Origin of the sequence: Streptomyces sp. NPDC052020, from assembly GCF_040680575.1 — a bacterium.
Lineage (GTDB): Bacteria > Actinomycetota > Actinomycetes > Streptomycetales > Streptomycetaceae > Streptomyces.
Window position 1 is genome coordinate 18,052 of record NZ_JBFAWY010000033.1, and the last position, 20,481, is coordinate 38,532.

Sequence of the window (20,481 nt, forward strand, 5' to 3'; positions counted from 1 at the left end):
TAACGAGGAGATGACCGCGTGCCTGGCACAAACCTGACTCGCGAAGAGGCGCAGCAGCGGGCGAAGCTGCTCACCGTTGACTCGTACGAGATCGAGCTCGATCTCTCCGGCGCGCAGGAGGGCGACACCTTCCCGTCCGTGACCACCGTGCGCTTCGACGTCGCGGAGAAGGGCGCGGAGTCGTTCATCGACCTGGTGGCGCCGTCCGTGCGGGAGGTGACCCTCAACGGGGACTCGCTGGACCCCGCCGAGGTCTTCCGGGACTCCCGGATCGCCCTGCCCGGCCTGCTCCAGGGCCGCAACGTCCTGCGGGTGGTGGCCGACTGCGCGTACACGAACACCGGTGAGGGCCTGCACAAGTTCGTCGACCCGGTCGACAGCCAGGCGTACCTGTACACCCAGTTCGAGGTGCCGGACGCCCGCCGGGTCTTCGCCAGCTTCGAGCAGCCGGACCTGAAGGCGACCTTCCGGTTCACCGTGAGGGCGCCCGAGGGCTGGACGGTCATCTCCAACTCGCCCACGCCCGAGCCCGTGGACAACGTCTGGTCCTTCGCGCCGACGCCGCGGATCTCGACGTACATCACGGCCCTGATCGTCGGCCCGTACCACTCGGTGCACAGCGTGTACGAGAAGGACGGCCGGTCCGTCCCGCTCGGCATCTACTGCCGCCCCTCGCTCGCCGAGCACCTCGACTCCGACGCGATCTTCGAGGTGACCCGGCAGGGCTTCGACTGGTTCCAGGAGAAGTTCGACTACGCCTACCCGTTCGAGAAGTACGACCAGCTGTTCGTGCCGGAGTTCAACGCGGGCGCGATGGAGAACGCGGGCGCGGTGACCATCCGCGACCAGTACGTCTTCCGTTCCAAGGTGACGGACGCGGCGTACGAGGTGCGGGCGGAGACGATCCTGCACGAGCTGGCCCACATGTGGTTCGGCGACCTGGTCACCATGGAGTGGTGGAACGACCTGTGGCTGAACGAGTCGTTCGCCACCTACACCTCCATCGCCTGCCAGGCCGCCGCGCCCGGCTCGCGCTGGCCGCACTCGTGGACCACGTTCGCCAACTCCATGAAGACCTGGGCGTACCGGCAGGACCAGCTCCCGTCCACGCACCCGATCATGGCGGACATCCGCGACCTGGACGACGTGCTGGTCAACTTCGACGGCATCACGTACGCCAAGGGCGCCTCGGTGCTCAAGCAGCTCGTCGCCTACGTCGGCGAGGACGCGTTCTTCCGGGGCGTGCAGGCGTACTTCAAGCGGCACGCGTTCGGCAACACGCGCCTGTCCGACCTGCTGGGCGCCCTGGAGGAGACCTCCGGGCGCGATCTGAAGACCTGGTCGAAGGCGTGGCTGGAGACGGCCGGGATCAACGTCCTGCGTCCCGAGATCGAGACGGACGGCGCGGACGGGACGGGGACCATCACCTCGTTCGCGATCCGCCAGGAGGCCCCGGCGCTGCCCGCCGGCGCCAAGGGCGAGCCGACGCTGCGCCCGCACCGGATCGCGGTCGGCTTCTACGACCTGGACGGCGAGGGCAGGCTGGTGCGGGTCGAGCGCGTCGAGCTGGACGTGGACGGCGAGCTGACGGCCGTACCGCAGCTCACCGGCAAGCCCCGTCCGGCGGTGGTGCTGCTCAACGACGACGACCTGTCCTACGCCAAGGTCCGCCTGGACGAGCGGTCGCTGGCCGTCGTCACCGAGCACCTCGGCGACTTCACGGAGTCGCTGCCGCGCGCCCTGTGCTGGGCGTCCGCCTGGGACATGACCCGGGACGGGGAACTCGCCACCCGCGACTACCTCTCCCTGGTCCTGTCCGGCATCGGCAAGGAGTCCGACATCGGCGTGGTGCAGTCGCTGCACCGCCAGGTGAAGCTGGCGATCGACCTCTACGCCGACCCGGCCGCCCGCGAGACGCTGCTCGGCCGCTGGACCGAGGCCACGCTCGCCCACCTGAAGTCCGCCGCCCCGGGCGGCGACCACCAGCTCGCCTGGGCGCGGGCGTTCGCGGCGACGGCCCGCACCCCGGAGCAGCTCGATCTGCTGGAGGGCCTGCTGGACGGGTCGCGGTCGGTCGAGGGCCTGGCCGTCGACACCGAGCTGCGCTGGGCGTTCGTGCAGCGGCTCGCCGCGGTGGGCCGGTTCGGCGAGGAGGAGATCGCCGCCGAGTACGAGCGGGACAGGACCGCCGCCGGTGAGCGCCACGCGGCCACCGCCCGGGCGGCCCGCCCGACCCCGGAGGCCAAGGCGGAGGCGTGGGCGTCGGTCGTGGAGTCCGACAAGCTGCCCAACGCCGTGCAGGAGGCGGTCATCTCCGGCTTCGTCCAGACCGACCAGCGCGAGCTGCTGGCGCCGTACACGGAGCGGTACTTCGAGGCGCTCAAGGGCGTCTGGGAGTCCCGTTCGCACGAGATGGCCCAGCAGATCGCGGTCGGCCTGTACCCGGCGGTGCAGGTCACGCGGGACACGCTGGACCGGACGGACGCCTGGCTCGTCGCGGCCGAGCCGAACGCGGCCCTGCGGCGGCTCGTCTCCGAGTCCCGCGCGGGCGTGGAGCGCGCCCTGAGGGCGCAGGCGGCGGACGCGGCGGCGGCTGGCGCGTAACCGGCTGGTGCGAGGGCGTCCGGTGCCGCACCGGGCGCCCCGCTCGCCTTCCGGGGCGCCGGAGGGACGCGCCGGCGGGGCGTCAGGCCGGCGCGGGCACCGCCGCGGACGCCCGCTCGGAGGCGTCCAGGAGGCCGCCGAGCGAGGCCCGGGCCGCCTGGAGCTCGGCGATGCGGGTGTCCAGGTCCGCCAGCTGGCGCCGCAGCAGGTCCTGGACGCACGCGTCGACTTCCGGGCCGTCTCCGAGGGCGCACGGCAGGACGTCGCGGATGACCTTCGTCGGGAGCCCCGCGGCCAGCAGGGCGCGGATCCGGGCGACCGTGGCGACGGCGTCGGGCGTGTAGTGCCGGTGGCCGCCGCCCGCCCGCCGCGAGGTGAGCAGGCCCTGCTCCTCGTAGTAGCGCAGCAGCCGGACGCTCACGCCCGTCGCCCGCGCCAGCTCGCCGATCCTCATGTGACTCACCTCACGCGCGACGGGCTTGAACCTCACATCGGTGAGAGATTTTAGCGTCGGAGCATGACGACGACACCGCGAACGCCCCTCTCCCTCTACGCCTTCCTGCGCCCCCGGCCCGAACGCGCCGACGAGGTCAGGCGGATCCTCACCTCCTTCGTGGAACCCACCCGGCAGGAGGAGGGCAACCTCCAGTACCACCTGCACGAGCACGAGGACGGCCGGTTCTTCCTCTACGAGGTCTGGCGCTCCCAGGAGGACCTGGACCGGCACAACGCCCTCCCGCACCTGCGGGCCTTCCTGGACCATCTGCCGGATTACCTCGACGGCGCTCCCGAGGGCTACTTCGACACCATGCTGAGCCCCTACCCCGCCGCCGACGGGTCCTGAGGACCGCCGCGGGCGGCGGCCGCGACCGCCCGCAGCGCCGCCACCACCCTCCCCACCGCCGCGCCTTCCCCGGCCCCCTTGCGGACCGCGGCGACCACATGCCGGACCGGGCGGTCCGCGACCGGCTCCCGCATCACCACGCCGTCCCGCCGCTCGGCCGCCATCCGCGGCACCAGCGCCACGCCCATGCCCGCCTCCACCATGGCCAGGATCGCCGTCCAGCCGGCCGCCGAGTGACCCTGGACGGGGCTGAAACCGGCCGCCTCGCAGGCCCCCCGCGTGATGTCGGACCAGGGCCCGCTGCCGCCGAAGATCCACGGTTCGGCGGCGAGGTCGGCCAGCCGCAGCCCCTCCGCGCGGGCCAGCGGATGGCCGTGGGGCAGGGCGACGTCCAGCGGGTCGGCGAGCAGCGGCACCGCGGTGAAGCGCGGGTCGGCGGCGCTGGGCGCCTGCGCCGCCAGGGACAGGGCGAGGTCCACCTCCCCGGCGGCCAGCAGCTCGTACGCCTCCTGCGCCTCCGCCTCCCGCACCCGCACCTCGACGCCGGGGTGCGTCGCCCGCAGGGCGGTCACGGCCGGCACGACGAGGGCGGGTACGGCGGTGGAGAAGGCCCCGACCCGCACCTCGCCCACGTCCCCCTGGACGTAGGCCGCCAGCTCCGCCTCGGCGCGCTCCAGTTGCTCGAACACCGCCTCGGCGTGCCGCAGCACCAGCCGGGCCGCGTCCGTCAGCCGCACCCGCCGCCCCCGCGCCTGGAGCAGGGGCACCCCGAGCTGCCGGGCGAGGTTCGTCAGCTGCTGGGACACCGCCGAGGGCGTCATCCGCAGCGCCTCGGCCGTCGCGGTGACGGTCTCGCGTTCGCGCAGGGTGCGCAGGATGTGCAGCTTGCGGACGTCCCACTCGGTCATGGCGGACAACCTATGCCGCCGCCCCTCGTCAGCGGCGCGCCCCGAGGACGACCCCGCCCAGGATGAGCGCCATGCACCCGGCCTGTGCCCAGCCGGCGGGCTCGGCCAGCAGCGCCCAGGACAGCAGGGCCACGCACACCGGCTGGAGGTAGTAGACGACGCCCGCGCGGCTCGGGCCGACCAGGGCGACCGCCCGGTTCCAGGCGAAGAAGGCGACCGCCGAGGAGGCGATCCCGACGTAGAGCAGGGGCAGGACCGTGCCGGCCGCCGGGGTGAAGCCGCCCTGGAGGGCGAGGCTCACGCCCTGCGCGGGCAGCAGCAGGGCGGTGCCGATCAGGAAGGTGGTGAAGAGGAAGGCGGCGCCGCCCAGTTCAGCCGGCTTGCGGCGGAGCAGGGCGCTGTACGAGCCGAAGCAGCAGGCGGCGGCGATCATCCACAGGTCACCGGCCGCGAAGCGGGCGCCGTCCCGGCCGATCAGCAGCAGGACTCCGGCGCAGGCGAGGAGCAGCCCGGCGACCCGGCGGCCGCCGAGCCGGACGCCGCCCGCCCGTTCGAAGACGGCCATCAGCACCGGCGAGGCCGCCATGATCATCCCCATGTTGGCGGCGGGGGTGGTGAGTCCGGCCTGGTTGACGAGGGTGTTGTAGACGGTGACGCCCAGCAGGGCGGCCAGGGCGACGAAGCCGAGGTGGCGCCGGATCAGCCGGCGCTGCCGCCATGCCCGCCGGGCGCCGAACGGGGCGACCACCGCGAGCGCCACCAGCCAGCGCCAGAACGCCTGCTGCACGGGCGGGACGCTGTCGTGCAGGGCGCGGGAGGTGACGAACGAGCCGGACCAGACGACCGTGGCGAGGGCGGCGAGGGCGGTGCCGAGAAGGGCGGCGGCCGCTCCCGGGGCCGGGGAGGACTCCGGCGCGCCGGAAGGGGCGGTTCCGGAAGGGGCGGAGGGGGTGGTCCTGGGCAGGACGACGGCCACGGAGGTCCTTTCGCCGGTCGGTTCGATCGCGGTGGGCCTACCGTCGCAGCGCCGGATCCATCACGTCCATCGAAACTTTCCGACCGTTCCTTTCAGCGGAACTGAACGGTCCGGCGGCCGCGGGGGCCGGCCGCGCCGGGGCGCGCGGCGCCCGCTGCCCGGCCACCGTCGCCCCGAACGCCAGCGCCATGCCCGCCAGCTGCACCGGCGTCAGCGCCTGGCCGAGGGCGGCCCAGCCGACCACGGCCGCCGTGAGCGGCGAGAGCGGGCCGAGGAAGGTGACCCGGGTGGCGCCGAGCCGGCCGATGCCGCGGAACCAGAGCCAGTAGGAGACCGCGGTGCCGGCCAGGGCGAGGTAGAGGTAGCCGCCGATCGCCGGGCCGTCCAGGGCGGGCGGCGCGCCCTCGGCGAGGAGGGCGACCGGGGCGATGAGCAGGCCGCCGGCCGTGAGCTGCCAGCCGGTGAGGGCGAGCGGGCCGGCGCCGTCCGGCAGGCCCCAGCGCTTGGTCAGGACGGTGCCGGCGGACATCGAGACGGTGGAGCCGAGGGCCGCCAGCACGCCGAGCGCGTCCAGGGCTCCGGCCCCCTTGAGAACGACGAGACCGACGCCGAACGCGGCGGCGGCCCCGGCGGCCACGGACCGGGCGGTGGGCCGCCGGCCCAGCAGGAGGGCGGAGAGCGCGACGACGAACAGCGGGCCGGCCGAGCCGACGACGGCGGCCGTCCCGCCCGGCAGCCGGTAGGCGGACAGGAACAGCAGCGGGAAGAAGGCGCCGATGTTGAGCGCGCCGAGCACGGCCGCCTTGCCCCACCAGGCGCCGCGCGGCAGCACCCGGGTCAGGGCGAGCAGCAGCAGACCGGCGGGCAGGGCCCGCGCCAGGCCGGTGAACAGGGGGCGGTCGGGCGGGAGGAACTCGGTGGTGACGGCGTAGGTGGTGCCCCAGGAGACCGGGGCGAGAGCGGTCAGGGCGATGAGGGCGGCGCGGTCGGCGGCCATGGGGGCACCCCTCGGGATCCGAAGCGGCGGAGGTCCGTGCCCGACCCGGACAGGTCGGTGGTAAGTAGCTTAGCTTCAAGCTAGTTATCGTCAAGCTACTTTCTTGCGGGCGACCGGAGCGCGGCCGATACTCGTGCCATGAGTGAACGCCCCGAGCAGCGCACGGATCCGGTCGACGCGATCATCGGCCAGTGGGCGGCCGTGCGCCCCGATCTGGACACCGCCGCCATGGAGGTCTTCGGCCGCATCCACCGGCTCTCCCGCGCGATGGGCGACCGGATGGAGAGGGCCTACGCCCGCTTCGGGATCTCGCGCGGGGAGTTCGACGTCCTGGCGACGCTGCGCCGCTCGGGTGCGCCGTACACGCTCTCGCCCCGGCAGCTGTCGGCGACGCTGATGCTCACCACCGGCGGCATGACCGGGCGCCTGGACAAGCTGGAGCGGGCGGGGCTGCTGCGGCGCTCCCCCGACCCGCACGACCGGCGCGGGCTCCAGGTCACGCTCACCGACCGGGGGCTGGAGCTGACCGACGAGGCGGTCGCCGCGGGGCTCGCCGTCCAGACGGAGGCCCTGTCCGCCGCCCTCGACGAGGAGAAGGCCGGGCACCTGGCCGCCCTGCTGCGCGAACTGCTGGCCGCGACGGAACGGTAGGCCCGGCCGCTCAGCCCACGTGGGCGGCGATCGCCGCCTCGACCGACCCGGCGTCGGCGGCCTCCGCCGCCCAGGCCACGTATCCGTCGGGCCGCACCAGCACGGCCGTACGGCGGCCGCTCGCCCAGCGCGCCACGGCCAGCCGCCCCTCGCGCCCGTCCCGTGCCTCGTACGCCCGCGGGGCGATCAGCACGAACCGGCCGCCCCGCAGGGCCTCGTAGAGCCGGCCGCCGCCGGCCAGGGCGATGTCCGGGGCGCGTGTGCCGGTCAGGCGGTGGGCTCCGCGGGGTGCCCGGTAGGCGTAACCGACGCCGGTGACCCGGCCGGTCACCGCGCGGCGGACCGGGCCGGCGTGACGCAGGACGGTGGTGAGCGCCCCGCGCGCCGCCGGCGCCCAGGGGTACCGGGCCATGGCGAGGCGGACGATGCCGCCGCTGCTGCGCAGCACCGACCTGCCGACCGGGTGGCGCTCGGCCTGGTAGGTGTCGAGCAGCGCCTCGGGCGCGTGGCCCCGGACGACGGCCGCCAGCTTCCAGCTCAGGTTGGCCGCGTCCTGGAGGCCGGTGTTCATGCCCTGCCCCCCGGCCGGGGTGTGGACGTGTGCCGCGTCCCCGGCGAGGAAGACCCGGCCCACGCGGTAGACCGGCGCCTGGCGTTCGTCGCTGTGGAAGCGGGACATCCAGCGGGCGTCGTGCATGCCGAAGTCACGGCCGAGGGCCAGCCGGGTGATCTCCTTGACCTCCGCCAGGTCGGGCGGCCCGCCGTCGGCGGCGTCCCGGCCGCGGCGCCAGCAGACCACCCGGTGGTAGCCGTCGCCGAAGGGCGCGAGGAAGGCGAACGCGTCGCGCACGGCGTCGGCGGTGAGCAGCGATCCGGGCTCCTCGGCGAGGCGTACGTCCGCCAGGAGGGCGGAGCGGATGACCGACCGGCCGGGAAACGGCACGCCGAGCGCCTCGCGCACGGTGCTGCGCGTCCCGTCGGCGCCGACGGCGTAGGCCGCCCGCAGCCGCTCGGCACGCCGCCCGCCGTCCGCGCGGACCTCGACGGTCACCCCGTCGGCGTCCTGGACCAGGCCGGTCACCTCGGTCTCGTAACGGAACCGGGCGCCCGCCTCCTCGGCGCGCCGCACCAGGGCCCGTTCCACCTCGTACTGCGGGATGACCAGGATGTGGTTGAAGCGGGAGGGAAGGCCGGCCAGGTCGAGGGTGAGCCGGCCGAAGAGACGGAACCGGTCCAGGGGGCGGCCCACCGCCTCCAGGCCGTCGGCCAGGCCGCGGGCGTCGAGCTGTTCCAGGCTGCGGGCGTGCAGGACGAAGGCGCGGGAGAGATTGCTGATCTCGCGGGGGCGCTTTTCGAGGACGGTGACGGGAACGCCGGCGGCGGCGAGGTCGCCGGCCAGGAGCAGCCCGGTGGGGCCGGAGCCGACGACGAGGACGGGGCGGGTGGTGCCGTTCATGGTGGCCTCCCTGGAACCCTGGGTGTCAACAGTTGTTGGCCAACGCTCGTTGACAAGGGTATGCCGGGGCGGCAGGCAGGGTCAACGCTTGTTGGCCAACAGGTGTTGGCCGACCTCGGCGCGGCTGGCCTACGCTGGTCGTCATGCCCGACACGCAGCCCTCGGCGCCCGTCCGCCGCTCCGGCACCACCCGCGCCGCCATCCTCGACGCCGCCCGCGAGCGCTTCGCCGCCGACGGCTACGAGCGGGCCACCATCCGCGCCATCGCCAAGGACGCGCGGATCGACCCGTCGATGGTCATGCGCTACTACGGCAGCAAGGAAGGTCTCTTCGCGGCGGCCGTCGCCGTCGACCTGAAGCTGCCCGACCCGGCGGCCCTGCCCCGGCACGAGGTCGGCCACGCCCTCGTGACGCACTTCCTGGCCCTGTGGGAGCGGAACGAGGTGCTCACGGCCGTGCTCCGGGTCGGCGCCACCAACCAGGCCGGGGCCGAGCGCCTGCACGGCATCTTCCGGGACCAGTTGCTGCCGGCCGCCTCCCGGGTGTGCCCGGACCCCGAGCAGGCACCGGCGCGCGCGGCGCTGGTCGCCAGCCAGTTGCTCGGGCTGGCGCTCACCCGCTATGTGCTGCGGCTCCCGCAGGCGGTCGCGCTGGCCCAGGAGGAGGTCGTGGCGTGGCTGGCGCCCACCATCCAGCGCTACTTGACCGCCCCGGCCCCCTGAACCGGGACCCCTCGCGGGCGGCGGGGCCCGGTGCGCGGACACGCCGAGGGCACCGGCCTCGCCCACGCGCGGCGCGGGCGCGTGCGTGCGGCGGGGCCGGTGCCCTCGGTGAAGCGTGCGGCGGCGGGGCCGGCGGAAGGTCCCGCTCGGACCGTGTCAGGCCTTGGCGTCGGCCTTGGTCCTGACGTTGCGGGTGGTGACCCGGTGCTTCTCCTGCGACCGGTCCAGCACCATCGTCAGGCCGGCGATGACCAGGAAGAGCACGATCGGGGCGAAGACGAACAGGCCCAGCGTCTCGATGACGCTCAGGCCCGTGCCGGGGTCGTCACCGTCGTCGCGGGTCAGCGCGAGCGCGGGGGACGACATGAGCAGCATCATCAGCGTCGTACCGGCGGCCAGGGTGCCGGCGCGCAGGGCGTTCTTCTTGTCCACGGTGCCCAAGTTAGCGAACGGCTCGGGGAGGCGCGCGCCCGGGGTGCCGTACGGGCCCCGCGCCGGTGCCGGTTCCGCCCCGGCCCGCCCGGACCGGAACCGCCCCAAGCCAGGGACCGGCACCGCCCCTTCCGGGACCGGAACCGCCCCGTCCGGGCCCGCACGGCCCCGCGCTCAGCCACCGGACGGTCCGGCGGGAGCGTCGTCGGCGCCCTCCCGCAGGACGTCGGCCAGCGCCCGCAGCCTCGGTGACGCGGCCAGTTCCTCCAGCGTCACGGGGCGCCCCCCGGCATCGGCCACCGGCAGCCGCCAGTTCGGGTACTCGTCCGAGGTCCCGGGGAGGTTCTGCGGGCGCCGGTCGCCGACCCCGTCCGGGAGCCAGACGCCGACCAGCCGGGCGGGGGTGCGCACCAGGAAGCGGTGGACGGCCTGGATCTCGGCCTCCTCGGAGGAGGCGCCGGTGCCGCCGTCCGTGCCGCGCAGCAGGCCGAGCCGGGCCAGCAGCGCCCGCCACTCCCCCGTGTCCGCGGCGGCCTCCGCCCGTTCCCGCTCCGGCGGGCCCGCCAGCAGGCCGAGCCGGTCGCGGAGTTCGACGTGCTCGCCGGTGAGCCGGGCGGCGGTGGGCGGCAGATCGTGGGTGGTGGCGGTGGCCAGGCAGTCGGGGCGCCAGCGGTCCGGGGGCAGGGGGCGGCCGTCGCCCGCCCAGTCCCGCTCGAACCACAGCACCGACGTGCCGAGGACCCCGCGCTCGCGCAGCGCCTCGCGCACACCCGGCTCCACCGTCCCCAGGTCCTCGCCGATCACGAGGGCCCCGGCGCGCGCGGCCTCCAGCACCAGGACGGCGAGCATGGCCTCGGCGTCGTAGCGGACGTAGGCGCCCTGCGTCGGCGGGTGGCCCCGCGGCACCCACCACAGCCGGAACAGGCCCATGACGTGGTCGATGCGCAGCGCTCCGGCGTACCGGAACAGCGCCCGCAGCAACTGCCGGAACGGCGCGTACCCGGAGGCGGCCAGCCGGTCCGGGCGCCAGGGCGGCAGCCCCCAGTCCTGGCCGCGGGCGTTGAAGGCGTCGGGCGGGGCGCCCACCGACATCCCGTGGGCGAAGTGGTCCTTCTGGGCCCAGGCGTCGGCGCCGCCGGGGTGCACGCCCACCGCCAGGTCGTGCACGACGCCGACCGGCATGCCCGCCTCCCGCGCGGCGCGCTGGGCGGCGGCGAGCTGGGTGTCGGTGAGCCAGGCCAGCCGGCGGTGGAAGTCGACACGGTCCGTCAGCTCGGCGCGGGCGCGGGCGGTTTCCTCCGAACGGGGGTCGCGCAGAGCGGCCGGCCAGCGGTGCCAGTCGGAGCCGTGCGCCTCGGCCAGGGCGCACCAGGTGGCCTGGTCCTCCAGCGCCCGGCCCTGCTCGGCGAGGAAGTCGCGGTAGGCCGCGCGCCGCCCCGGCCCGAGCGGCACCTCGGCGACGAGTTCCAGCGCCCGCCGCTTGAGCTCCCACACCGCGTCCCGGTCGATCAGGGCGCCCTTGTCCAGCACCGCTTCCCGCAGCCGCCCGGCCCGCTCCAGCAGGCTCCTCGCCTCCGCACGGCCGGCGACCTCGGCGAACTCGGGGATGTCCTCGATCCGCAGATGGACCGGGTCGGGGAAGCGGCGGGAGGAGGGCCGGTAGGGGGAGGGATCGGTGGGCTGGCCGGGCACGGCCGCGTGCAGCGGGTTGACCTGGACGAACCCGGCACCGAGGGCGCGCCCGGCCCAGGAGGCCAGCTCGCCGAGGTCGCCGAGGTCGCCCATGCCCCAGGAGCGGCGGGACAGCAGGGAGTAGAGCTGGACGAGCAGTCCGTACGCACGGCGTTCGGGCGTGGGCAGCCGGGCCGGGGCGACGATGAGATGGGTGCCGGCGCCGCGCCCGTCGGGGGCGGTGGCGGTCAGCCGGTGGACGCCGGGCGGGAGGTGCGCGGGATCGGCGCGGGACTCGCCCTGTTCGGTGGTGACGCGCAGCCGGGTGCCGTCGGGCAGGGCGGCCAGCGCGGCCGGCCGGGGCTCGCCGCTCCACCACACCACCGTGGGCGGCAGCAGTTCCTCGCGCAGCCGCCGTTCGCGGGCGGCGAGCGCGGCGCGTACCGCCCCGGGCGTGCCCGCGTCGACGCCGAGGGCGGCCAGGGCGAGGGTGAGGGCGGTGGCAGAGGCGGTGACGGTACGGCCCGGGGCGGGGCTGTAGGAGGTGGCGACGCCGTGCAGGCGGGCGAGCCGCGACAGGTCCTCGGTGGGGGGATCGACCGGCCGGGGAGCGGTCATCTAGCGCCCCGCGGGTTCCGGGACGGCGAACGACGGGGCGCCCTGCTCCGGCACGACGGCCGTGAGTTCGGGCGAGGACTCGCTGGTCAGCGGCATGGTGTCGGCGAGGGGCGGCTCGCTGGTGAGGGGTTCGGCGTCGGGCAGCGGCGGTTCGCTGGTCAGCGGGGTCTCGGCGCAGCCGCCCTCCGCGCCGAAGACGCACAGGTGGGGGACGCCGGGGTCGGCGGGCGGCTTGGCCACGGGTTTGGACGGGGACGGGAGCCTGAGGTGTGCGGGTTCAGCCACGGGGGCCTCCTTGTCGAGCACGGCCGGGCGGGTCCTGGCGTGTCCTGGCGGGTTTACGGCAGCCCTACCCAGCGGGCGCGCGGCCAGACGCCCCCAGACGGACAACGTGCTCCTGGTCACATCCGGGCCCCCTCCCCGCCCCTCCGCTCCCGGAGTCACGAGAGTTCCCGGCGATGTTTCCCGGCAATTCAGTCACTGCGGCCACCGTCGTTGACACGTTCACCGCGGGGATGGTGGGCTCGATCTCCCGGTGACCCGTACGCGCGCACCGGTGCGCGTCCCCAGCGGGAGCGGACCACGAACGACCAGGAGGGGGCCCGTGCAGCCACGGCGCGGAAAGAGGGCGGCCGTCCTCGCGTTCGCCGTCCTCGCCGGAACCCTGGGGGCCGCGCCCGCCGCGGCGGCCCCGCCCTCCCCCGGCACGGCGGCCACATCACCCGGCACGCCCGACGCGCCCGAGCCGGACGGCGTGGCGGTCTGGCCGCGTCCGCAGTCCCTGCGGGCGAACGGCGCGCCCGTCCCCGTCACCGGCGACGTCGCCCTGATCGCCGACGCGGCGGCCGACCCGTACGCCGTCGCCGCGCTGCGCGCGCTGCTGCGCCGCGCCGGCGCGCGCACGATCGTCTCGCCGCCCGCCGGCGAGACCCCGCCCGCGGGGGCGCTGGTGGTGCGGGCGCGGACCGAGCCGGCCGGCGGCGGCGCCCGGCACGGCCTGCCCTCGGGCGGTTACCGCCTGACCGTCGGCGGCGACGCCGTGACGCTCACCGGCACCGGTCAGGACGGCCTGTTCCACGCCGTGCAGACGCTGCGCCAGCTCGTACGCGAGGACGGCACCCTGGCGGCCGTCGACATCCGCGACTGGCCCGGCACCGCCGTACGGGGCGTCACCGAGGGCTTCTACGGAGCCCCGTGGAGCCACGCCCAGCGGCTCGCGCAGCTGGACTTCATGGGCCGCACCAAGCAGAACCGCTACCTGTACGCCCCCGGCGACGACCTCTACCGGCAGGCCCGCTGGCGCGAGCCCTACCCGGCCGCGCAGCGCGCGGAGTTCCGGCAGCTGGCCGAGCGGGCCCGGCGCGACCACGTCACGCTCGCCTGGGCGGTGGCGCCGGGTCAGGCGATGTGCTTCGCGTCGGAGGAGGACACGCGGGCGCTGACGCGCAAGCTGGACGCGATGTGGGCGCTGGGCTTCCGCGCCTTCCAGCTCCAGTTCCAGGACGTCAGCTACAGCGAGTGGCACTGCGCGGCGGATAGGGAGCGGTTCGGCTCCGGACCGAAGGCGGCGGCGCGCGCCCAGGCGCACGTGGCGAACGCGGTGGCGCGGCACCTGGCGGAGCGCCACCCCGGGGCCGCCGCGCCGTCGGTGATGCCGACCGAGTACTACCAGGAGGGCGCCACCGCCTACCGCCGGGCCCTGGCGTCGGCCCTGGACCGGGACGTACAGGTGGCGTGGACCGGCGTCGGCGTGGTGCCCCGGACCATCACCGGGCGCGAACTGGCCCGGACGCGCGACGCGTTCCGGCATCCGCTGGTCACGATGGACAACTACCCCGTCAACGACTACGCGCCCGGACGGGTCTTCCTCGGCCCCTACCAGGGCCGCGAACCGGCCGTCGCCACCGGCTCGGCCGCCCTGCTCGCCAACGCGATGGAGCAGGCGGAGGCGTCGCGGATCCCCCTGTTCACCTCCGCCGACTACGCCTGGAACCCGCGCGCCTACCGCCCCGGGGAGTCCTGGCGGGCCGCGATCGACGACCTGGCGGGCGGGGACGAGGCCCGCGAGCGGGCCCTCGCGGCGCTCGCGGGCAACGACGCGTCCTCCGTCCTCGGCACCGAGGAGTCGGCGTATCTGCGCCCGCTGATCGACGCCTTTTGGCGGGCCCGCGCCGGCGCCGCGCCGGACGGCCGGGCCGCCGGGCGTCTGCGCGAGGAGTTCGCGCTGCTGCGCGAGGTGCCCCGGCGGCTCGGGCACGGCGGGCTCGGCACCGAGGTCGCCCCCTGGTCCCGGCAGCTGGCCCGCTACGGCGAGGCCGGGGTGACGGCGCTGGACCTGCTGCGCGCGCAGGACGCGGGCGACCAGGCGGCGGCCTGGACGGCGTACCGCCGCCTGGAGGGCCTGGACGAGCGGCTCCGGGCGGCGCGGGTGACGGTCGGCGAGGGCGTGCTGGACGTGTTCCCGCGGCGGGCGCGGCAGGCGTACCGGGCGTGGGCGGGCCTGGACCGGCCGTCCGCCGCCCGCGCGGACGAGGCGGCGGACGGCCGCGCGGTCCGCTTCCCCCGCGCCCGTCCCCTGGCCGCCGTGACGGTGCTCGCCGACCCCGGCACCAGGGGCCGCGTGGAGGCGCACGTCCCCGGCCGGGGCTGGCGGAGCCTGGGCCCGCTGGACGAGAGCGGCGCCACCGAGCTCGTACCGCCCGGGACCGCCGGCGGCGACGCCCGGCCGACCCGGGCCACCCGGGTCGACGCCGTCCGCGTCACCGGTGCGGACCCGTCCCGGGTGCGCCACGTCGTCCCGTGGTTCGGCGACGTGGCCGAGGCGTCCCTGGAGCTGGACCGGGAGGAGACGGACGCCGAGATCGGGGGGACCGAGCGGCTGACGGTCCGGCTGGGGGCGCTGCGGCCGTCCGACGTGCGGGGCACGCTCACCGCCGAGGCCCCCGAGGGCGTCCGGGTCCGCGTGCCGCGGGCCCCGCGGGTGCTCCCGCGCGGCCGGCGGGCCGAGATCCCGGTCGAGGTGAGCGTCGCGCCGGGGACGCCGGCCGGGTCCTACCCCGTCCGGTTCACGTTCGGGAAGACCGGCCGCACCCTGACCGTCCGCGCCTTCCCGCGCACCGCCGGACCCGACCTGGCCCGCACCGGCCGGGCCGCTTCCTCGGGCGACGAGACACCCGACTTCCCGGCGTCGGCGGCCGCCGACGGCGACCCGGGCACCCGCTGGTCGTCCCCGGCGGACGACGGCGCCTGGTGGCAGGTGGAGCTGGACCGCCCGGTCCGCCTGGGGAAGACCGTGCTGCGCTGGCAGGACGCGTACGCGTCGGCGTACCGCGTCCAGGTCTCGTCGGACGGCCGCCGCTGGCGCACGGCGGCGGTGGTGCGCGAGGGGCGCGGCGGGCGGGAGACCGTCCGCATGGACGAGCGGGACGTGCGGTTCGTGCGCGTCCAGGGCGAGAAGCGGGCCACGCGGTACGGGTACTCGCTGTGGTCGGTGGAGGCCTACGCCGTCGCGCCGTGAGCCGTGAGCTCTGACGTGAGCGGACCCGTGAACCGGCCGCGCCCGCCCCGTCGATAGACGGGGTGTGAGACGGTTCCGCCCCATGAGGGGCCAGCGGCAGGGCGTCCCCGACGACGCCCACGCCCGCGACGCGGCGCTGCTGCGCGCCGTCGCGGGCGGCGACCCGGCGGCGATGGCCGCCCTGTACGACCGGCACGCCGGCTGGCTGCACGTCCGGCTGACGCGGCGCTGCGCCGACCCGGAGACCGTGCGCGAGGTCCTCCAGGACACCTTCGTCACGGTGTGGCGGTCGGCCGGCGCGCACCGCGGCGAGGAGGCCGGCGGCTGGCTGTGGACGATCGCCGCGCGCCGCCTGGTCGACGCCCGGCGGGCCCAGGAACGGGCCGCGCGGCTGCGCACGGCGCCGCTGGACGACGCGGGCGGCGACGGCCGGGCGGCGATGTCCGCGCCGTCCGCCGAGGACCGGGTGCTGGCCGGGCTGGAGTACGGCGACGTCGGCACCGCCCTGGACCGGATCTCGCCCGAGCTGCGCGAGGTGCTGCGCGCCACGGTCGTCGACGGGCTCACCACCCGGGAGGCCGCGCGGCTCCTCGGCATCCCCGAGGGCACCGTCAAGTCCCGCGCCCTGCGCGCCCGCGCCGAGCTGCGCGCGGCCCTGGCCCATGTGAGTCCCTCGCCGTTGGGAGGCCCGGCATGACCGGCTGGCACGCGTCCGACCGTCACCTCACCGGGTACGCCGACGGCTCCCTGCCGGAGCCGGACGCCTGGGCCCTGGAGACGCATCTGGAGTCCTGCGCGGCCTGCGCGGCCCGGGTCTCCCGGGCGGTGCGCGCGACGGCGGCGGGGGCGGTCCTTGCGGAGGTGCGGGAGCGGGTGCTGGACGCGGCGCCCGCGCCGGCGGCGGCCGCCCGGCGGGCGGCGCGTCCCCGGGCCTCCCGGCGGGGCGGCGCCGCGGCGCGGGTCACGCGGGTGCTGTGGGCGGCCGGTCCGGCCGTGCGGGGCGCCTGGCTGCCGGCCGTGCTGCTGGTGGCCGCCGGGGCCGTCGCCCTGGCGTACGGGGGCGGCTTCCCGGGCGCGCGGCCCTGGCTGCTCGCCCTCGCCCCGGTCGTACCGGTCGCCGGGGTCGCCCTGTCCTACGGGCCGCACGCCGATCCGCTGCACGAGATCGTGGCGGCCACCCCGTCGGCCGGACCGCGGCTGGTGCTGACGCGGACGGCCGCCGTGCTGGCGGTGAGTCTGCCGCTGCTCACCCTGGCCGGTGCGGTGCTGCCGTCCTCGGGCGCCCCGGGCGCCGCCGCCTGGCTGCTGCCGGGACTGGCGCTGACGCTGGCCTGCCTGGCCCTGGCCGGCTGGACCGGTGTGCGCGCCGCCACGGCCGTCACCGGCGGCGGCTGGCTCTGCGCCGTCCTCGGCCCGGTGCTCGCCGCGCCGGGCGGGCGGCTCACCGCCCTGCTGGCCGAACGGCTCTCCGCCTGCCTCGACGGCGCGCCCGCCCAGGGCGGCTGGGCGGCGGCGGCCGTCGTGTGCGCCGCCGTCCTGGCCGTCCGCCGTACCGCCCACCCCCTCCTGGAGAAGCGTTGACCACCGCCTCGCCCCCCGCCCACCCCGTGATCCGGGTCGCCGGTCTGCGCGTCCGGCACCGCAGGACCCTCGCCCTGGACGCGGTCGACCTCGACTTCGGCCCCGGCGTGCACGGCCTGCTCGGCCCCAACGGCGCGGGCAAGACCTCCCTGATCCGTGTGCTGGCCACGGTCGCCGAACCGGCCGGCGGCCGGGTCGAGATCCTCGGCCACGACGCCCTCGACCACCGGCGGCGCGGCGCGGTCCGCCGCCGCCTGGGCTATCTGCCGCAGGAGTTCGGCTACTACCCGGGCTTCACCGTGCGGGAGTTCGTCGCGTACGTGGCGTGGCTGAAGGAGATGCCCGCCGACGCCGCCCCCGCCGCCGTCGAACGGGCCGTGGCCCGGGTGGGGCTCGCCGACCGCATCGATACGAAGGTGCGCGCGCTGTCCGGCGGCATGGTCCGCCGCGTCGGCATCGCACAGGCCGTCGTCAACGACCCCGAGGTGCTGCTCCTCGACGAGCCGACCGCCGGCCTGGACCCGGAACAGCGCGTGGAGTTCCGCGAGCTGCTGCGCGAACTGGGCGCCTCCTCGACCGTCATCGTCTCCACCCACCTGGTGGAGGACGTGGCGGCGGCCTGCACGGACGTCACCCTCGTCGACGCGGGCCGGGTCGCCTACCGCGGGACCCCGGCCGCGCTCGCCGCGCTCGGCGAGTCGGCGGGCGGCCCCGGCGACCACCCGATCGAGCGCGGCTACACGGCGGCGCTGCGCGCCCACCGCCGCGCCGCCGCGCCGGAGGCCGGGCGCCCGGCGGCCGAGGGGGCGGTCCGGTGAACCTCGCCACCACGCCCCGGCCCCGCGCGACGGGGGACGCCGCTCCCCGCCCGGGCCGCGCCCGCCATCCGCTGCGGGCGGAGGCCGTGCGCGGCTTCGCCCCCTGGGCCGGCGCGGCCGTGCTGCTGACGCTGGCGACGGGGCTGGCGGCCACGTCCGAGCAGTGGCAGGGCGGTTGGGCGGAGACCCGCGACCGGGTGCACGCGGCGGCCGTACTGCTCGGCGTCCCGCTGGCCCTGGCGGCGGGCTGCTGGCAGGGCGGCCGGGAGCGCAGGCGCCGTACCGAGGAGCTGCTGGCGACGGCCTCGCGCGGCCGGACGGCCGGGTTCCTCGCCTCGGCCCTGCCGCTCGCGCTGTGGGTGGCCGCCGGGTACGCGGCCGCCGCCGTGCTCGCCCTGTGCGCCACCTGGTACTGCGCCACGGGCGACCGTCCGTACCTGGCCACCCCGCTGGCCGACGCCGCCGCCCTGGCGTCCGCGTCCCTGGCGGGCCAGGTCGCCGGCCGGGTGGTCGCCTGGCGGCTGACGGCGCCGCTGCTGGCCGCGGCGGCCTACGTGGGCCTCGGCGTCCTCGGGTACGGCGACGTGGGGGCCGTCCGGTACCTGTCCCCGCTCGGCGACAGTTCGCCCACCGACGTCCCGGTGGCGTGGCAGCCGGTGGTGACGGCGGTGTGGACGGGCGGCCTGGCGGCGGGCGCGGTCCTCGCGTACACCGCCCGCCGCCGCACGGCGGCCCTGGTGCCGCTGGCCGCCGCGGCCGTCGCGGGCGCGCTGCTCGTGCAGGCCGGCGACGGGCTGCGCCGCGCCAACCCGCTCGCGCACCGCCAGGTCTGCGACACCTCCACCACCCCGCACATCTGTGTGAACGCCCGCTACCAGAAGCTGCTCCCCCAGGTCAGGGACGCCCTGTCCGGGCTGACGGACCGCCTGGACGGCGTGCGGAACGTGCCTGTCCGTTTCGAGGACCTGCCGGGCCGGCCGGGTCCGGACGAGGTCGAGCTGCCGATGACCACGCCGATCGGCTGGTCGGTCGTACGGGGCCGGCTGACCGATCCCGGGGAGTTCGCGTGGGCGGCCGGGATCATGCTCCAGGGCCGCGCGGAGTGCGAGAACCCGGCCCCGCGGGTGGTCCGGGCCGACGACGCCGTGGAGCACTACCTGGCGCCCAGTCCGCTGGAGCGGTACTTCGACGAGCAGCGGGCCGCGCGCGGCGAGCTGGCGCCCCTCACCCGGGCGCGCGCCCGGCTGGCCTCGATGGGCGAGCAGGAGCGCCGGGCGTGGCTGTCGGCGTACTTCGCCACCCGCGGCGACTGCGACCCGAAGGGGGTGCCTGCGCTGTGACCGGCGGACTCGTCCTGTACGCCCGCTCGCGCGCGCTGCCGCGCGCCGTGGCCGCGCTCGCCGCGACCGCCGCCCTCGCCGTGTGGGGGGCGTACGGCCTGGACGCCTACCTGGACCCCAGCCGGCAGGTCCCCGTCGTCGCGCTGGCCCCGCTGAGCGCGGCGGCCGTGATCGGCGCGAGCCTGTACAGCGCCTCCGGCGAACTGGACCGCACCGCCGTCCGCCCCTGGTGGCGGCGGCGCCTGGCCCATCTGCTGGCGCTCACCGCGTGCGCCGCGCTGCTGCTGCCCCTCGCCGTGCTCGGGAACCCGTCCCCGTTCGGCCCGTCCGCCATGATCCGCAACACCCTGGGCTGCACGGGTCTGACCGCCGCCGCTGCCGCCCTGGCCGGCGCCCGGCTGAGCTGGCTGCCGGTGTTCGGGTACGTCAGCGCCGTGTATCTGGGCTCCGCGAACGCGCGCGGCGCCCTGGCCCCGGTGTGGGCGTGGCCGGTGCAGCCGGCCGGCAGCCCGTGGGCCTGGGCCACGGCCCTGGCGGCGTTCCTGGCGGGCGGCGCGCTGTACGCCGTACGGGGCGCGCGGCCGGAGGGGGCAGGGGACTGACCGGCCGTTACCGCCCGACGGCCGGGGAGCGCGCTCCCCGCGCGCCGCGGCCTTCCCCTACGCTGAGGTCCGTGGACCCCCGCAAGAGCAGGAGGACCCTGTGACGGTGACCACCGACCGGCCCCAGATGCTCGTCACCGAGTTCGAGGAACTCGCCCGGCACGCCGCCCGGACCATAGAAGGCGCCCGGCTGGAGTTCATCAACGGACATCTGGGGGGGAAGGCCGTGCCCGACGGCGATCACAGCAGCATCATCGAGTGGCTCACCCGTGTCTGCATGCAGCAGCGTCCCGAGCTATGGCTCGACTCCCACCAGGGACTGATCGTCGAGACCTACCGGGAGGGACGCGCCCGCCCCGACGGCTCCCTCGTCCCCAGCCACGCCTTCGCCGGAGCCGGGGAATGGGCCGACCCCACCCCCGTCCTCATGGTCGTCGAGGTCACCTCCTACGACTCCGACACCGACCGGCGCGACCGCGTCGACAAACCCCGGGCCTACGCGGAGACCGGCATCCCGGTCTACCTCCTGATCGACCGCGACACCCGCGAGGTCAAGGTGCACAGCCGCCCGGACGGCGTCCGCTACGAGACCGTGCAGACGCTGCCCTTCGGCAAGGAGGTCGCCCTGCCCGACCCGGTCGGCATCACCCTCGACACCGAACCGCTGAAGAACTGGGTCCGCTGAAGGACCGGATCCGCTGACACCGGACCCGGTTCCCCCGTTCCCGCCCGGGCGTACGAAGG

The 20,481-nt window shown here is 76.4% G+C and carries 19 protein-coding genes; 11 read left to right on the forward strand and 8 right to left on the reverse strand.

Features of this window, described 5'->3' with window-relative positions; translation table 11 throughout:
* The first annotated feature begins 18 nt into the window (after positions 1 to 18).
* Positions 19 to 2,604 (forward strand): aminopeptidase N, encoded by a 2,586-nt coding sequence (pepN, locus tag AB0L74_RS27330; protein WP_365657739.1) that lies wholly within the window; start codon positions 19 to 21, stop codon positions 2,602 to 2,604.
* A gap of 82 nt (positions 2,605 to 2,686) precedes the next feature.
* On the opposite strand, the gene AB0L74_RS27335 is transcribed toward pepN, so the two are convergent.
* The gene (locus tag AB0L74_RS27335; RefSeq protein WP_365657742.1) at positions 2,687 to 3,058 is read right to left on the reverse strand and encodes a MerR family transcriptional regulator; all 372 of its coding nucleotides are present in this window, start codon (positions 3,056 to 3,058) and stop codon (positions 2,687 to 2,689) included.
* Between the two features lie 63 nt (positions 3,059 to 3,121).
* Here AB0L74_RS27335 and AB0L74_RS27340 point away from each other — a divergent pair, with 63 nt between their 5' ends.
* Positions 3,122 to 3,448, forward strand: coding sequence for a putative quinol monooxygenase (locus AB0L74_RS27340; RefSeq protein ID WP_365657745.1), 327 nt, complete (start codon positions 3,122 to 3,124; stop codon positions 3,446 to 3,448).
* Here the strand turns inward: AB0L74_RS27340 and AB0L74_RS27345 are convergent.
* The 3 genes from AB0L74_RS27345 to AB0L74_RS27355 are packed head-to-tail and all read right to left on the reverse strand — an operon-like array spanning position 3,424 to position 6,329.
* On the reverse strand, positions 3,424 to 4,356 hold the full coding sequence (locus AB0L74_RS27345) for a LysR family transcriptional regulator (RefSeq protein WP_365657749.1): 933 nt from the start codon (positions 4,354 to 4,356) through the stop codon (positions 3,424 to 3,426). The two genes, AB0L74_RS27340 and AB0L74_RS27345, sit on opposite strands and share 25 nt — an antisense overlap.
* 28 nt (positions 4,357 to 4,384) lie before the next feature.
* Positions 4,385 to 5,332 carry a DMT family transporter gene (locus AB0L74_RS27350; protein ID WP_365657753.1) on the reverse strand — a complete coding sequence of 316 codons (948 nt, stop codon included), beginning with the start codon at positions 5,330 to 5,332 and terminating at the stop codon, positions 4,385 to 4,387.
* Positions 5,333 to 5,369: 37 nt separating this feature from the next.
* Positions 5,370 to 6,329, reverse strand: coding sequence for an EamA family transporter (locus tag AB0L74_RS27355; protein ID WP_365657756.1), 960 nt, complete (start codon positions 6,327 to 6,329; stop codon positions 5,370 to 5,372).
* Between the two features lie 138 nt (positions 6,330 to 6,467).
* On the opposite strand from AB0L74_RS27355, the gene AB0L74_RS27360 reads away from it, so the two are divergent.
* Positions 6,468 to 6,980: a MarR family transcriptional regulator gene (locus AB0L74_RS27360; protein ID WP_365657758.1), complete on the forward strand. Its 513-nt coding sequence runs from the start codon at positions 6,468 to 6,470 to the stop codon at positions 6,978 to 6,980.
* Positions 6,981 to 6,990: 10 nt separating this feature from the next.
* Here the strand turns inward: AB0L74_RS27360 and AB0L74_RS27365 are convergent, their stop codons facing one another.
* The gene (locus tag AB0L74_RS27365) at positions 6,991 to 8,436 is read right to left on the reverse strand and encodes an FAD-dependent monooxygenase (protein ID WP_365657761.1); all 1,446 of its coding nucleotides are present in this window, start codon (positions 8,434 to 8,436) and stop codon (positions 6,991 to 6,993) included.
* Positions 8,437 to 8,579: 143 nt separating this feature from the next.
* Between AB0L74_RS27365 and AB0L74_RS27370 the strand changes: the two genes are divergently transcribed.
* The gene (locus AB0L74_RS27370; RefSeq protein ID WP_365657764.1) at positions 8,580 to 9,158 is read left to right on the forward strand and encodes a TetR family transcriptional regulator; all 579 of its coding nucleotides are present in this window, start codon (positions 8,580 to 8,582) and stop codon (positions 9,156 to 9,158) included.
* Positions 9,159 to 9,314: 156 nt separating this feature from the next.
* On the opposite strand, the gene AB0L74_RS27375 is transcribed toward AB0L74_RS27370, so the two are convergent.
* From AB0L74_RS27375 to AB0L74_RS27385, 3 genes are all read right to left on the reverse strand, one after another.
* Complete coding sequence (locus AB0L74_RS27375) at positions 9,315 to 9,590, reverse strand: hypothetical protein (protein ID WP_365657767.1); 276 nt, start codon at positions 9,588 to 9,590, stop codon at positions 9,315 to 9,317.
* Positions 9,591 to 9,764: 174 nt separating this feature from the next.
* Positions 9,765 to 11,879, reverse strand: a complete 2,115-nt coding sequence (gene malQ, locus AB0L74_RS27380) for a 4-alpha-glucanotransferase (RefSeq protein WP_365657770.1) — start codon at positions 11,877 to 11,879, stop codon at positions 9,765 to 9,767.
* Positions 11,880 to 12,164: a hypothetical protein gene (locus AB0L74_RS27385; protein WP_365657773.1), complete on the reverse strand. Its 285-nt coding sequence runs from the start codon at positions 12,162 to 12,164 to the stop codon at positions 11,880 to 11,882.
* A gap of 319 nt (positions 12,165 to 12,483) precedes the next feature.
* On the opposite strand from AB0L74_RS27385, the gene AB0L74_RS27390 reads away from it, so the two are divergent.
* The 7 genes from AB0L74_RS27390 (at position 12,484) to AB0L74_RS27420 (ending at position 20,422) form a co-directional block, all read left to right on the forward strand.
* Positions 12,484 to 15,396, forward strand: a complete 2,913-nt coding sequence (locus tag AB0L74_RS27390) for a beta-N-acetylglucosaminidase domain-containing protein (protein WP_365657776.1) — start codon at positions 12,484 to 12,486, stop codon at positions 15,394 to 15,396.
* 82 nt (positions 15,397 to 15,478) lie between these two features.
* Positions 15,479 to 16,093: an RNA polymerase sigma factor gene (locus AB0L74_RS27395; protein ID WP_365657779.1), complete on the forward strand. Its 615-nt coding sequence runs from the start codon at positions 15,479 to 15,481 to the stop codon at positions 16,091 to 16,093.
* Complete coding sequence (locus AB0L74_RS27400; protein ID WP_365657782.1) at positions 16,090 to 16,977, forward strand: zf-HC2 domain-containing protein; 888 nt, start codon at positions 16,090 to 16,092, stop codon at positions 16,975 to 16,977. The genes AB0L74_RS27395 and AB0L74_RS27400 overlap by 4 nt, the downstream gene beginning before the upstream one ends.
* Complete coding sequence (locus AB0L74_RS27405; protein ID WP_365657785.1) at positions 16,974 to 17,795, forward strand: ABC transporter ATP-binding protein; 822 nt, start codon at positions 16,974 to 16,976, stop codon at positions 17,793 to 17,795. Before AB0L74_RS27400 ends, AB0L74_RS27405 begins: the two co-directional genes overlap by 4 nt.
* Positions 17,792 to 19,135 (forward strand): hypothetical protein, encoded by a 1,344-nt coding sequence (locus AB0L74_RS27410; RefSeq protein ID WP_365657787.1) that lies wholly within the window; start codon positions 17,792 to 17,794, stop codon positions 19,133 to 19,135. The genes AB0L74_RS27405 and AB0L74_RS27410 overlap by 4 nt, the downstream gene beginning before the upstream one ends.
* The gene (locus AB0L74_RS27415; protein ID WP_365657790.1) at positions 19,132 to 19,737 is read left to right on the forward strand and encodes a hypothetical protein; all 606 of its coding nucleotides are present in this window, start codon (positions 19,132 to 19,134) and stop codon (positions 19,735 to 19,737) included. Before AB0L74_RS27410 ends, AB0L74_RS27415 begins: the two co-directional genes overlap by 4 nt.
* A 100-nt stretch (positions 19,738 to 19,837) precedes the next feature.
* Entirely contained in the window at positions 19,838 to 20,422 is a 585-nt protein-coding gene (locus tag AB0L74_RS27420; RefSeq protein ID WP_365657793.1) for a Uma2 family endonuclease, read from the forward strand.
* Positions 20,423 to 20,481 lie beyond the last annotated feature (59 nt).

Excerpts from the sequence above, each read along its gene's own strand:
- AB0L74_RS27400 (WP_365657782.1), top strand. The coding sequence starts at position 16,090 with ATGACCGGCTGGCACGCGTCCGACCGTCACCTCACCGGGTACGCCGAC.
- AB0L74_RS27335 (WP_365657742.1), bottom strand. The coding sequence starts at position 3,058 with ATGAGGATCGGCGAGCTGGCGCGGGCGACGGGCGTGAGCGTCCGGCTG.
- AB0L74_RS27345 (WP_365657749.1), bottom strand. The coding sequence starts at position 4,356 with ATGACCGAGTGGGACGTCCGCAAGCTGCACATCCTGCGCACCCTGCGC.
- AB0L74_RS27370 (WP_365657764.1), top strand. The coding sequence starts at position 8,580 with ATGCCCGACACGCAGCCCTCGGCGCCCGTCCGCCGCTCCGGCACCACC.
- AB0L74_RS27355 (WP_365657756.1), bottom strand. The coding sequence starts at position 6,329 with ATGGCCGCCGACCGCGCCGCCCTCATCGCCCTGACCGCTCTCGCCCCG.
- AB0L74_RS27340 (WP_365657745.1), top strand. The coding sequence starts at position 3,122 with ATGACGACGACACCGCGAACGCCCCTCTCCCTCTACGCCTTCCTGCGC.
- AB0L74_RS27365 (WP_365657761.1), bottom strand. The coding sequence starts at position 8,436 with ATGAACGGCACCACCCGCCCCGTCCTCGTCGTCGGCTCCGGCCCCACC.
- malQ (WP_365657770.1), bottom strand. The coding sequence starts at position 11,879 with ATGACCGCTCCCCGGCCGGTCGATCCCCCCACCGAGGACCTGTCGCGG.
- AB0L74_RS27360 (WP_365657758.1), top strand. The coding sequence starts at position 6,468 with ATGAGTGAACGCCCCGAGCAGCGCACGGATCCGGTCGACGCGATCATC.
- AB0L74_RS27395 (WP_365657779.1), top strand. The coding sequence starts at position 15,479 with ATGAGGGGCCAGCGGCAGGGCGTCCCCGACGACGCCCACGCCCGCGAC.